Consider the following 12,833-nt stretch of genomic DNA (forward strand, 5'->3'; position numbering starts at 1 on the left):
CGGGGCCCAAGCGGCACGGCGGCGGCGTCCAAGTGGCACGGCGGCGGGGCGCAAGCGGGCGGCGGCGAACGACAAGTGGGGTCCAAGCGGCGGACCGCACGCTCATCCCGTCCCGTTCGACACCGCTCGACCAGACGGAGCCGTCATGTCCTTCACGCCCGACTCCTCGTCCCTGCAGTTGCCGCTGGCCGACCTCGCCGGCAAGATCAGCGGTGATGTCATCTCTCATCGAGGTACAGAAACTCCTGTACTTCCTGCAGGTGGCGGGCGAAGCTCTACTCCTGCGTTACGTCCGAGGTAAGTATGGTCCTTACTCCGACGGGCTGCGGCAGGCGCCGAGCAGCATTGAGGGGCATTTTGTCGTGGGATTCGGCGACGGCAGCGCGAAAGTCGCGGACGCGGAGCCGATCCGCGTGCTGCCGGGAGTCGACGACCGCGCCCGCGAAGTACTTGTGAGTCATGCCGGCACCGTCGGTCGCATCGACCGCGTCCTCGGTCTCGTCGGAGGCTTCGAAACCCCTTATGGCCTGGAGCTCCTGGCGAGCGTGCACTGGGTGATCCAGGAACAGCCGGACGCGGCCGACGACGCCGATCTGGCCTCCCGGCTCGTCCGGGAGTGGAGCCCTCGTAAGGACAGGATGTTCACCAGCRCCCATGTCCGCATCGCCTGGGAGGCGTTGCGCGACCGGGGCTGGTCCGAGGCGGCCCGACCGGCACCGTAGGTTAACCTGCCCCGTTATCCCTGACCTTGCCGACGGGAATACCACGACCCGCGTTCGCGAGGGGTCGATTTCCGTCAGGCGGTGGCAGGTCCGGTCATGTCGACGCGGAGGCGGGTCAGCGTCGAGGAGGCGATCCGCCAGGAGCCGTCAATCTTCGCGTAGGTCTCGTGGTAGTGACCGAAACCGGTCATCGCGTGGCCGTTCGCGAACCAGATCCGGTCCTCCATGGCCCAGATGCCGGTGGCCTCCGACGGTGAGGTCAACGTGATCTCCGGGGTGTGTCCATGGTGGACGGTGACCGCCTCCGCGAGGTGGGAGCTGACGAATCCCACGAACGCGTCGGCACCGGCGATCACCCCGCCACCCGACCCGGTGGTGTCGATCACCAGGTCGTCGGTGAAGAGCCCGCGCAGGCCGTCCCAGTCCTTCGTGTCGAGCAGCCGGAAGTAACGGGCCTTCAACTGCTTGATGGCCTCGATGTCCTTGCTCACCTCGAAGCTCACCGCGAAGTCGTCCACGGGCGTTCCTCCACTTCCCGGCGTTTCCCCGACCTGCCAGTCGTCCACGAGGCGGGCCCGTCAGGCCCGGTGCAACAGGCCGTACAGGCGGTTCACCTCAAGCCGCATGACCATGCGGCTTGCCTCGAGCATCTGGTGGTCGAACGCCGGCCGCTCCGCCGCCCCGTTGAAGACCGAGTGCACGGCGTACAGCTCGTCCGTCGCCTCGTCGCCCGGCGCGCTCGGGATCGCCAGCGTGACCTCGCCCTCCGCGACGGCGAAATTGAAGAAGTCGCCGCCGGGCACGTGCAGCACGGCCCTGGGGTCGCGGAGCAGGTTGCGGCCCTTGGCCCGGACGCCCGTCGTCGAGACACGGACCAGCCGGCGCTCGGCGTCGGCAACGTAGTAGACGTTCGAGAGGTGGGGCAGCCCGGTCTCGCCGATCGTGGCAAGAATGCCCTCGCTGCGGCGTCCGCTCACCGTGGTGGCACGCCGCCCCTCGGCCACGGACGGGCATCGCAAGCACGGCTTCACGGCGCTGTTTCTCCCTGGTCGGAGTATCGACCAGGGAGCGGACCAGGCGCATCTGTCTGGAGGCCGGCAGCGATCATCCGCCGGCGTGGCCTCGTGGCGAGGTGCCCCTCCACCCGCCGCGATACCTACTTCTTGTACGCGGCGACGAATTCCGAGTCAGCATTGATCTTGCCGACCTCAGCGGCACCACCCGGCTCGCCGAGCGGCTCGTCCCGGCCGGGCAGGACCTCGGAGAAGAACAGCTCCTCGCTCTTGATGAAATCCTGCTCCTCGTCCGGGACCATCTCGTCGATCATCGCCGCCCCGACCGGGCAGGCGACCGCACACGCCCCGCACTCGGTGCATTCATCGGGGTTTATGTACATCTTGCGGTTTCCCTCGTAGATGCAGTCGGCCGGGCATCCGCCACCCAGGCACGCGCCGTCCTTGACATCGATGCACGCGGAGGTGATCACGAATGGCATGATGATATCCTCTCCAATCAGCCGAACAGGACGGCGGCCGCCGACCGCGGTGCACCCGCGCCCGACAGCCCGCTTTTCTCGGCCGCGTGCCGACCGGAGTAGGCCGAATTCCGGCGAACCCGCATAGATTATTGGCGGGCGCATGTCACAGCGACGCTTCGCCCGGTAAACGACAGGTAACGAAGAAAACTTTCCGTTTACCGAAAAAGAAATTGAACAAATTCGCCACGCCGAAACATCGCGGGATCTTCCCGAGGATAACGCTTTCATCAGCGGTATCCCGCGGCGCCCGCGCGGGGCAGCCCACACGCAGGGCAGCCATGTGGTGGGCAGCCGCGCGCGGGACAGCCGCGCGGCACCGGGGTCACCGGCACGGGTCAGACCATCGACCCGGGAGCGAGCCGGGCACTCCCCACACCCGTACCTCACGGCCCGCCCGCGTGCCGGCGCGTCCGCGTTGTCACCCGGCGGCCCGCCTCCAGGCTATCGAAAACGATAACGGTTATGATGCCGCTCTGATCGCGGCACCGCCGCCACGACCTCGGAGACAGCCACCATGAAGATCGCTTTTGTCGGTAAGGGTGGGAGTGGAAAGACCACGCTCTCGGCCCTGCTGTGCCGCCACCTCGCCGCGCGAGGTCATCCCGTCCTGGCCATCGACGCCGACATCAACCAGCACCTCGGTGCGGCGCTCGGCGGAGCGGGCGGCGAGGAGGCCACGGCGCCGCCGATGGGTGAACACCTCGACGTGATCAAGGACTACCTGCGCGGCAGTAACCCGCGCATCCCGTCGGCCGGGATGATGGTCAAGACGACACCGCCCGGCCCCGGGTCGCGGCTGCTGCGGACGGGTGACGACAACCCGCTGTGGGAGCGTTTCGGTGTGGACGTCGACGGTGTCCGGCTACTCGCGACCGGCGCGTTCACCGAGGACGACCTCGGCGTCGCGTGCTTCCACTCGAAGCTCGGCGCGGTCGAGCTGCTGCTGAACCACCTGGTGGACGGCGCCGGCGAGTACGTCGTCGTCGACATGACGGCGGGGGCCGACGCGTTCGCGTCCGGGCTGTTCACCCGCTTCGACCACACCTTCCTGGTCTGCGAGCCGACCCGGAAGGCGGTCGCCGTCCACGACCAGTACCGGGAGTACGCGGCGGACTACGAGATCACCGTGTCGGCCGTGGGCAACAAGATCTCCGATGACTCGGATGTCGCGTTCCTGCGCGAGCACCTCGGCGCGGACCTGCGCGCCTGCTTCCGCCACTGCCCGCCCGTCCGCGCCCTGGAGCAGGGCCGGCCGTTCCACCTCGACGACCTCGACCCGGAGACCAGGTCATCCCTGGCCACGCTGCAGGGCCTGGTCGACCGGACCGTGCGCGACCCGGAACGGTTCGTGGCGCAGATGCACGAGATCCACCGCCGCAACGCCCGCGCCTGGGCGAACAGGTCCGCCGGCACCGACCTCACCACGCAGATCGACCCCGCCTACCGCCCCCCGTACCCGCCGGTGCCCGAGCCGCGCACGACCCCGACCCGAATCCCAGCCCGGTTCCCCACTCGCTAGCCCCACCCCACCCGGAGTTGCGTGGCGGGTCGGTGGCCCCTTCCCGGGCCCCGCCCCCGGGGTGGCGGCTCCGGGGGCGGCTCCGGTCGCGGCGTGCGCTCCGGTCAGTCCGGGGGGCCGGTTCCGTTCCCGACCGTTGCCTCGGCTTCGGTGGGGGAGGGCGTCCAGCGCTCGTGGTGGACGACGGCGTCCAGGGGGCGGCGGTGGGCCCAGCCGTGGCGCTCAAGGTCGGGGGTGGACTCCAGATGGGTCACCGGTCCGAGGCAGAGCCAGGCCACCGGACGCAGGCCCGCCGGCAGGCCGAGCAGCTCGCGGACGAAAGCCTCCTGGTAGAAGGACACCCATCCGACGCCGAGCCCTTCCGCCGTGGCCGCCAACCAGAGGTTCTCGATCGCCAGGCACACCGAGTACAGGCCGGCGTCGGCGATGGCGTGCCGGCCGAGGACGGCCGGGGCGCCGCGGGACGCGTCGTAGGTGACGGCCAGCGAGAGCGTCGACTCCAGCACGCCGTCGATCTTGATCTCCGCGAAGCGCTCCGCCCGCTCGCCGCTGAGCGTGGCGGCGAACACCTGCCGCTCGTGCTGGACGTGGGCGTGCAGCGCCGCCTTCGTCGCGGCGTTCGCCACGAGGATGAAGTCCCACGGCTGACTGAGGCCGACGCTGGGCGCCGCGTGCGCCGCGGCCAGCACACGGCGCAGCACACCGGGCCCGAGCGGCTCCCCGGTGAACTGCCCGCGGACGTCCCGACGCTGCCGGATGGTCCGGTAAAGCGCCTCGGCGACGGGATTCACTCCGGCGGATCGGGGTCGGGGATCCTCCGGGAGCGGCTGGTCAGTCAGTGACGAGTTCCACAACCGCGGCGTTGGCGGTGCCGCCGCCTTCGCACATGGTCTGCAGCCCGTACCGGATGCCGTTGTCGCGCATGTGGTGGGCGAGGCGGGTCATCAGGATCGCGCCCGAGGCACCCAGGGGATGCCCGACCGCGATGGCGCCGCCCAGCGGGTTGAGGACCTTCGGGTCGGCGCCGGTGTCCGCCAGCCAGGCCAGCGGGACGGAGGCGAACGCCTCGTTGACCTCGAACGCGCCGATGTCACCGATGGAGAGCCCGGCCCGGGCGAGCACCTTCTCCGTCGCCGGGATCGGCCCGCTCAGGACGAGCAACGGGTCGGAGCCGACGACCGCGCCGCTGTGGTAGCGCACGATCGGTCGCAGGCCCAGCTCGCGCGCCTTCTCGGGCGTGGTCACGAGCAGCGCGGCGGCGCCGTCGGAGATCTGCGAGGAGCTTCCGGCGTGCAGCAGGCCGTCCTCGCCGGTGACGGGCTTGAGCCCGGCGAGCTTCTCCGGCGTCGTGCCGCGCCGCAGGCCCTCGTCGACGGTGAACGGGCCGGACTCGGTCGGGACGGCGACGATCTGCTGCTCGAAGGCGCCGGCGTCGATCGCCGCCGCCGCGCGCTCGTGGCTCAGCGAGGAGAACTCGTCCAGCTGCTGGCGGGAGAAGCCCCACCGCCGCGCGATCCGCTCGGCGCCGACGATCTGGTTGAAGTCGGTGCCGTCGTAGCGTGCCTTGGCGCTCGGCCCGTAGGGCTCGCCCATCTGCCGGGTGGCACCCATCGGGATGCGGCTCATCGACTCGACACCGCCGGCCACGACGAGGTCCTGCTGGCCGGACATGACGGCGAACGCGGCGTGGTCGAGCGCCTGCTGGCTCGATCCGCACGCCCGGTTCACGGTGACCCCGGGGACGCTCTCGGGCCAGCCGGCGGCGAGGACGGTGTACCGGCCGACGTTGCTCGACTGGTCACCGAGCTGGGTCACGCACCCCCACTGGACGTCGTCGACGAGCGCGGGATCGATCCCGGTCCGGTTGACGAGCTCGTTGAGCACCAGGGCGCCCAGCTCCACCGGGTGCACGCCCGCCAGGGAGCCGTTGCGCTTCCCGATCGGCGTGCGCACCGCCTCCACGATCACTGCTTCTCGCACGGCAGTCCCTCTTCTCTCGTCCCTGCGCCCAACCGTGCCACAGTTCGTGCCTTGACGTCCCTGCCGCCCGACTCGTTCCGGGGCCCACCGTGACGAGTGGCACACGAGCACGCGCCGGGGCTGCGCCGTGCGCGTCGGCGGCACCGTCGTAGACGTCGACTGCACCGTCGTAGACGTCGACGACACCGCGCGGGCCGTTCTCCTGTTCGTCCCGACCCGCGCGTCGATCGGGCTCGGTGATCCCGACCACCGTTTGGGCGCCCTCGTTGGTGTCGAGATTCACCGGGTGCCGCACGTTGATTCGGGACGGCCACGAAGGCGCGGCGGCTGGCTACGCACAGACGTCGTCGCGCTCCAGGCAGGCCAAGTAGCACGCACGCGAACAACTCCGGCCGAATAATTGACGCTCCGGCGTGCGCGAGCAGTGTGGCCGATGGGCGACCGTCCGCCACCTTCGAGCCTTCGTGGCAGAGAAAACCCGAGAGCCCGACACTCACGTCACTGTAATGACGTGGTTGCGCTCACAGCACGGTGAACCGTTACGTGAGAGGCACGCAATCATGGCCCGTAAAGCACCACGAGCCAGGGCCCACAGCGGAGGTATGTACGATGACGGCCGATTGACGGCAAGCACTTCGTGTTCCTCGAGGGCGGGATACATCAATGGGGGCGGATTCACCAGCGAGGCCGCGACCGAGCGGGGCAGAGACGAGAACTCTCCGCTTCCGGCTCGTCACCGCGACTGGACCGGTGTGCTCGCTCGCCGGTGTGATCGCCGCACTCGCGTCGTTCCGTCCCTGGACCCACGCGACCCTCGCCGACCGGGGCGCCGATCTCCTCGTCGTGAACCAGACGGGTTGGGAGCTCGCGCCGGCGGGGCAGCTTGTCTTCGCGGTCGGGGTGGTCGTTACTCTGCTCGTCCTGATCCCACCGGCCGAGGAGAACATCTGGCTGCGCCGACTGATCCCGGTCGCCGGTTTGGTGATGGTCATCATTCCGCTCACCGCGCTGCAGACCGCTGAACCGGTGGCCCGCAAGCTCGAACGGCTCCGAATCGGAACCTTCCAGACCGAGAATCCGACGGCGACCCACGGAACCGCGTTCGGTCTCTGGGTCATTCTGGCGGCCGGAGCCGTCATCCTGGTCGCGGGATGCGCCCGGCTGGTGTTAGAGCGAAGCGCACGACCCGGCGGCGACGTATCCCGGTCCACAGACGCCGCTTCCTCTCCGGCGGGCCGCGCACCCGACCACGAGCTCAGCCCGGAGCGTGAAGGCGACCCCGACCGCAGCCCCGACCGCGACACATCCTGACCTGACCGCGGAGTCCCGCGCCGAATTCCACAGGTTTACCCAGGATCCGTTCGGCACCATCTCCGCGACGACCGTTTGGGACAGCAGTGGCATACGACTACGCGACCTTCTCGACGCTCGCCGGGCCGTTGACGCGCCCGGCCGAAGGTGCGGTGCACCACGTCGAGTACCGACGCATCATGGCAGGTCGTGTGCTCTGGCAGGTCATGCCGCTGCTCATCGCGACACTGGGCCTGTCGTCGTTGTTCTTCGTCTGGCTTCTCCAGCCCCAGCACTATCCCAGCACGAAATACATACCGACGGCGGTGGCCGTCGGTAACCACATCATGTTCTGGCTGATCGTGGTGACCGAAGGCATCCGCCTGCTCAGCTCCATCATCCTGTGCTGGTCATCAGTGATCATGCGTGACCCGGTGCCGGTGCTGCCGCCCCCGGGGCTTCGAGTGGCGTTCACCACAACGATCGTGCCGTCCAAGGAACCCGTAGACATCGTCCGCGACACCCTGATCGCCGCCCGCAACATTCAGTACAGCGAGCAGATCGACGTCTGGYTGCTCGACGAGGGCAACGACCCGGCCGTGAAGGCGATGTGCCAGGAGACCGGCGTCCACCACTTCTCCCGCAAGGGCGTCGAGAAATGGAACACGCCGAAGGGACGGTTCCGTGCCAAGACCAAGCACGGCAACCACAACTCGTGGCTTGACGCGAACGGCCACAAGTACGACGTCGTGCTCTCCGTCGACCCGGATCACATCCCGCTGCCGAACTTCGCCGACCGGATGCTCGGGTACTTCCGCGACCCGAATGTGGCCTTCGTGGTCGGCCCGCAGGTCTACGGGAACTTCCGGCACTACCTGACCCGGGGCGCCGAGGCCCAGAACTACATGTTCCACTCGGTGATCCAGCGGGCCGCGAACCGCTTCGCGGCCGGCATGTTCGTGGGTACCAACCACGCCTACCGGGTGTCCACCTGGGAACAGATCGGCGGGTTCCAGGACTCGATCACCGAGGACCTGGCGACATCCTTCGCCGTGCACGGCTCGTTCAACGAGGTCACCGGGCACCGCTGGACGTCGGTCTACACCCCGGACGTGGTCGCCGTGGGCGAGGGCCCGGCGAACTGGACGGACTTCTTCAGCCAGCAGCTGCGGTGGGCGCGGGGCGCCAACGAGRTGATGGTCACCGAGGCCCCGCGGCGACTGAAGGCGCTGAGCTGGGGACCGCGCCTGCACTACCTGACGCTGATGGTGCACTACCCCACCGTCGCGATCACCTGGATCGTCGGCAACCTGCTCACCGTGCTCTACATGGCGCTCGGCTCGACCGGCGTCCTCGTCAACGTCTCGTTCTGGCTGGCGCTCTACGTCGACGTGTTCGTCGCGCGGATGCTGCTCTACTTCTGGCTGCGGCGGTTCAACATCAGCCCGCATGAGGAGAAGGGCAGCGCGGGCATGAGCGGGATCTTCGTGTCCGTGCTGTGCACGCCCTTCTACTCGACGGCCTTCGTCGGCGCGCTCACCCGCCGCAAGCTCGGCTTCGTGGTCACCCCCAAGGGGAACGCGGCCAGCCCGGACCGCCTGATGACCTTCCGCAAGCACCTGTTCTGGGCGGCGGTCTCGGGCGGATCCGTGGCCGGAGCCGCGGTCTTCGGTCACCTGTACCCGGCGAACATGGTCTGGGCCTCACTGTCGATCATCACCTGCCTGATTCCCATCGGGCTGTGGCTGATCGAGCCGATCCTGGCCCCGCGGCGGGCGGTCGCTCCCAACCCGTTGCCGGCCGCCCACATCCCGCCGCAGCGCACCGGCGACCGCGCACCGGCCGACGCGCGCCCCGGCGCCCAGCGCCGCGCCGACCGCACCCCCGCCGGTCGCGGCGGCCTCGACCCGGCAACGGTCGAGACGTCCACCCTCGACCCGAGCGCCGCGGACACGACCGTCATGGGGGCGATCGGCGCAGGGAACGCCAGTGGGAACGGGCCCGGCGGAAGGGGACCCGGCGGGAAGGGATTCGGTGCCAGGCCGTCCGACGTCGACCCGGCGACCGTCGGCACGCCGCTCCCGGAGGCACCCGGCACCGAGCGGACGGTTCCGCCCGTCCCCCCGCCGGCGCCGCCGCTCACGCAGCCGCACCCGGTACGGCCGGCGCGCCCGAACCAGCCCCGGCCCGCCCAGCCACGCCGGGCCCAGCCGGGACGTCCCCCCGCACCCGGGCGGCGGCGTGCCAGGCCGGCAGGCTCCCCGGAGCACGCCGGCGCCGGGCGGGCCGGGTGGGAGCGCGACGATCCGACGCTGACCGGCCTCGAGCCCGTCGGCGCCCGCGGCGGCGCGGCGGGCGGCGGGGATGCCGAGCAGTCGCGGCCGCGGGACCCGGGCTGGTTCAGCGACGACACCGTGCGCACGGAGAAGCCGCGGATCGCGGCCATCGTCGCCGCCGCCGACGCCAACAGCCCCGGCACCGGCACCGGCACCGGCACTCCTGAGGACACGGTCCGGACGTCCCGGCCGGTCGTCGGCGCCGTCCTGGCCGCCGCCGGGCTGCGCCGTGACTCGGCTAACCCCGACGACGTCGATCAGGACACCGTCGTGACTCTCCGTTCCCGGCAGGGGTCGCCGGAGGAGGTCCTCGCCGCCCGGCGGGCGGCGCTCGCCCGGGAGGGCCGCTCCCCCGCCGGCGTTCCGCACTACACCGAGGACGTCACGATGACCCTGCATCCCCGCCGCCGGCGGGTGTCACTCGACGGCCTGTTGGAAGAGATCGGCTGATGGCCATGACGAGAATCTGATGGGACGATGAAAATAATCAGCGGGCCGCGTCGGTGGCGAGTGGTCCAGGTCTGCTGCCTAGCCATTGTCATCGTGGCCGGGAACGGCCCGTTCCTCAGCGCCTGGGCGACCGACAAGTACGACACCTGGCGCTCGCACCAGCCGGACTACATGCGTCAGCACGGCCGTTGGGACATCGTCGCAGACCCCGGCTCGCGCTCCATCCACGCGGCACTGCTGCGCACCGGGAAGATTCTGCTGCTGGCCGGATCGGGAAACGACCAGGCCAGCTTCGACGCGAAACGCTTCGAGACCCTGCTGTGGGATCCRGTCGCCAACACCTTCGAGCAGGTGTACACGCCGTGGGACGTCTTCTGCGCCGGCCAGGCGTTTCTCCCGAGCGGTGAGCTGCTCATCGCCGGCGGCACGAAGAAGTACGAGGTCCTCGCCCAGGACTCGCCGGACGGCAAGAAGCAGGAGTACCAGGGGCTGAAGGACAGCTACACGTTCAATCCGCAGACGGAGCGGTACGAGAAGACGGGCGACCTGCAATTCGCCAGGTGGTACCCGACGCTGGTCACGCTGGCCAGCGGCCAGGTGGTCGCGGTCTCCGGCCTGAACGAGAAGGGCGACATCGACCCGGGCAACACGGAGTGGTTCGACCAGGCGAGCCGCACGTGGAACCACAACGAGGGACTGGTCAAGGAGTTCCCGACCTACCCGTCGCTGCTGCTCGCCGGGGACGGCCGGCTGTTCTTCTCCGGAGCGAACGCCGGTTACGGACCGACCTCGCTGGAAGCCCGCCACCCCGGTCTCTGGAGCCTCGCGGACGGTACGTTCCAGGAGATTCCTGGCCTGCCCGATCCGGAGATCAACGAGACCGCCGGAACGGTGCTGCTGCCGCCGGCCCAGGAACAGYGGGTGATGTTCGTCGCCGGCGGCGGCGTCGGCGACACCCAGGTGGCCACCGCCCGCACCGCCGTCGTCGACCTGGACGAGCCGAATCCCCATTACGTCCAGGGACCGGACACCACCGTCGCGAAGCGCTATCCGGGCGTCGTCGTCCTGCCGGACGACACCGTGCTCGTCTCCGGCGGCTCCACCGCCTACCGCCAGAAGGACACCCAGACGGCGGAGATCTACCACCCGGACACGAACACCTTCACCCCGGCCGCCGACCCGCTCGTCGGCCGGGACTACCACTCGAGCTATCTGCTGATGCCCGACGGCCGGGTGGCGGTTTTCGGTTCGAATCCACTGAGCGACGAAAACTTCTTCGAGACCCAGATCGAGATCTACAGTCCGCCCTACATGTATCAGGGTGAGCGGCCGGTCATCCAGACCGCGCCGACCTCGGTGACCCGTGGTACCACGATCGACCTGGGCGTCTCTCAGGAGGTGTCCAAGGTCCGTCTGATCCGCCCGGGCGCCTACACGCACGTGACCGACACCGAGCAGCGCTCGGTGGCCCTCCCCCTGGTGAGCCAGGCGAACGGCAAGGTGACGGTGAGTGTCCCCGAGAACGGCAACCTGCTCCCGCCCGACTGGTACATGCTCTTCGTCGACAACGGCGAGAACATTCCGTCCGTCGCCACCTGGGTGCAGGTCCAGTGAGCCGCCACCCCCACCATTCGGGCCGGCCGGACGGTCAGTACTAGCCTGGGACGGGTTGAATCGGCACAACACAATCGTCTGGCCCGGCCGGCTGGATCACGGGAGCAGGGGGGATGCCGGGTGAGCCTCCGGGCGGAAGACGGCAACGGGCCGAAGCCGCGGTGGCGCGGGCTTCGGGACCGGCCAGGTCGTACCCGCCTCCGGCGCCGGGCCTGTGCCGCGGGGGCGACGGCGGTCGCGGTACTCGCCCTCGCCGCCTGCAGCGGGGGGTCGGACCCCGACCCCGCGGCACCCACCGTGACCGCGGGCGCGCCGAACGTTCCCGCCGGTCCGCTGACGGCGGTCGGACCACACTGCCCGGCAGGCGACCCGGCCGGCGCCCAGCGGCCCGCCGAGTCCGTCGCCCCCGCCGATCCGGCTCCGGCGGCGCCCTTCCTCGTCGACCACGGCAGCCAGGCGGCCGAGGAGGCTCAGCGCAACCCGGCCCGTGCCCAGATCCTCGCGCCGCTGGTCAACACCCCCACCGCCTACCCGGTCGGCGACTGGCTGCGGGACGTGCCCGGCGAGGTCCACAAGCGCGCGTCCGCCAGCCGTGACACCGGCACGACCGCGACATTCATGATCTACGCGATTCCGCACCGCGACGCGGCGGCCGGCCACTCCGCCGGCGGTCTGCCGAACGCCGACGCCTACCGGACGTTCACCCGCCAGGTCGCCGGCGCGATCGGCGACGCCCGCGCGGTCATCGTCCTCGAGCCGGACTCGCTCGGCCAGATGGAGAGCCTGCCCGCCGACCAGCAGGCCGAGCGCTACGCGCTGCTCAACGACGCGGTCGGCGTCTACGGCGCGCTGCCCAACACCAGCGTCTACCTGGACGGCGCGAACTGCGGCTGGATGCCCGCGGGAGCCGCCCCGGTGATCGCCGAGCGGCTCCTGCGGGCCGGGGTGAAGAACGCTCGCGGCTTCGCGGTCAACGTGTCGAACTACTACCGGACCGAGGGCGAGGTCGCCCGCGGCGAGGTCGTCTCGGCTCTGACCGGTGGCACCCACTTCGTGGTGGACACCTCCCGCAACGGCCAGGGCCCCGCCGACGGCTTCCAGGACCCGTGGTGCAACCCGCCGGGACGCGGCCTGGGCATCGCCCCCACGACCGAGACGGGCTCACCGCATGCCGACGCGTTCCTCTGGATCAAGACCCCGGGTGCCAGCGACGGCGAATGCGGACGTGGCGACCCCGAGGCCGGCGCCTGGTGGCAGCAGCAGGCGGAGGAGCTGGTCCGCCTTGCGGCCTGAGCGGCCTGCGCCGCCCGAGGGGTCTGAACCGCCAGGCCCGCCACGGCCGGAGCCTCGACGGGACCGACGGGATTGGCAGGACCGACAGCGCG

The 12,833-nt window shown here is 70.2% G+C and carries 11 protein-coding genes; 6 read left to right on the forward strand and 5 right to left on the reverse strand.

Annotated features, from left to right (window positions below; genetic code table 11):
* Positions 1-215 precede the first annotated feature (215 nt).
* Positions 216-722 carry a hypothetical protein gene (locus BBK14_RS35645; RefSeq protein WP_157904311.1) on the forward strand — a complete coding sequence of 169 codons (507 nt, stop codon included), beginning with the start codon at positions 216-218 and terminating at the stop codon, positions 720-722.
* 74 nt (positions 723-796) lie between these two features.
* On the opposite strand, the gene BBK14_RS20655 is transcribed toward BBK14_RS35645, so the two are convergent.
* The 3 genes from BBK14_RS20655 to BBK14_RS20665 all read right to left on the reverse strand — a co-directional run bounded on the left by BBK14_RS20655 (position 797) and on the right by BBK14_RS20665 (position 2,217).
* Positions 797-1,240: a nuclear transport factor 2 family protein gene (locus BBK14_RS20655; RefSeq protein WP_071064910.1), complete on the reverse strand. Its 444-nt coding sequence runs from the start codon at positions 1,238-1,240 to the stop codon at positions 797-799.
* A gap of 60 nt (positions 1,241-1,300) precedes the next feature.
* Positions 1,301-1,699 carry a pyridoxamine 5'-phosphate oxidase family protein gene (locus BBK14_RS20660; protein ID WP_198541365.1) on the reverse strand — a complete coding sequence of 133 codons (399 nt, stop codon included), beginning with the start codon at positions 1,697-1,699 and terminating at the stop codon, positions 1,301-1,303.
* Positions 1,700-1,878: 179 nt separating this feature from the next.
* Positions 1,879-2,217 carry an indolepyruvate ferredoxin oxidoreductase subunit alpha gene (locus BBK14_RS20665; RefSeq protein ID WP_020464569.1) on the reverse strand — a complete coding sequence of 113 codons (339 nt, stop codon included), beginning with the start codon at positions 2,215-2,217 and terminating at the stop codon, positions 1,879-1,881.
* A gap of 556 nt (positions 2,218-2,773) precedes the next feature.
* Here BBK14_RS20665 and BBK14_RS20670 point away from each other — a divergent pair.
* Complete coding sequence (locus BBK14_RS20670) at positions 2,774-3,778, forward strand: ATP-binding protein (protein WP_071064911.1); 1,005 nt, start codon at positions 2,774-2,776, stop codon at positions 3,776-3,778.
* A gap of 104 nt (positions 3,779-3,882) precedes the next feature.
* On the opposite strand, the gene bluB is transcribed toward BBK14_RS20670, so the two are convergent.
* Both bluB and BBK14_RS20680 read right to left on the reverse strand, forming a co-directional pair.
* The gene (bluB, locus tag BBK14_RS20675) at positions 3,883-4,569 is read right to left on the reverse strand and encodes a 5,6-dimethylbenzimidazole synthase (RefSeq protein WP_071064912.1); all 687 of its coding nucleotides are present in this window, start codon (positions 4,567-4,569) and stop codon (positions 3,883-3,885) included.
* Positions 4,570-4,609: 40 nt separating this feature from the next.
* On the reverse strand, positions 4,610-5,758 hold the full coding sequence (locus BBK14_RS20680; RefSeq protein ID WP_071064913.1) for a thiolase family protein: 1,149 nt from the start codon (positions 5,756-5,758) through the stop codon (positions 4,610-4,612).
* A gap of 750 nt (positions 5,759-6,508) precedes the next feature.
* Here BBK14_RS20680 and BBK14_RS20685 point away from each other — a divergent pair.
* The 4 genes from BBK14_RS20685 to BBK14_RS20700 all read left to right on the forward strand — a co-directional run bounded on the left by BBK14_RS20685 (position 6,509) and on the right by BBK14_RS20700 (position 12,741).
* Positions 6,509-7,069 (forward strand): Trp biosynthesis-associated membrane protein, encoded by a 561-nt coding sequence (locus BBK14_RS20685; RefSeq protein WP_241831707.1) that lies wholly within the window; start codon positions 6,509-6,511, stop codon positions 7,067-7,069.
* Between the two features lie 86 nt (positions 7,070-7,155).
* Positions 7,156-9,834 (forward strand): glycosyltransferase family 2 protein, encoded by a 2,679-nt coding sequence (locus BBK14_RS20690; protein WP_071064915.1) that lies wholly within the window; start codon positions 7,156-7,158, stop codon positions 9,832-9,834.
* Between the two features lie 27 nt (positions 9,835-9,861).
* On the forward strand, positions 9,862-11,448 hold the full coding sequence (locus BBK14_RS20695) for a galactose oxidase early set domain-containing protein (RefSeq protein ID WP_338045482.1): 1,587 nt from the start codon (positions 9,862-9,864) through the stop codon (positions 11,446-11,448).
* 120 nt (positions 11,449-11,568) lie between these two features.
* Positions 11,569-12,741 (forward strand): glycoside hydrolase family 6 protein, encoded by a 1,173-nt coding sequence (locus tag BBK14_RS20700; protein WP_071064917.1) that lies wholly within the window; start codon positions 11,569-11,571, stop codon positions 12,739-12,741.
* Positions 12,742-12,833: the final 92 nt, after the last annotated feature.

The sequence above is a fragment of the Parafrankia soli genome (genome assembly GCF_001854695.1).
GTDB lineage: Bacteria > Actinomycetota > Actinomycetes > Frankiales > Frankiaceae > Parafrankia > Parafrankia soli.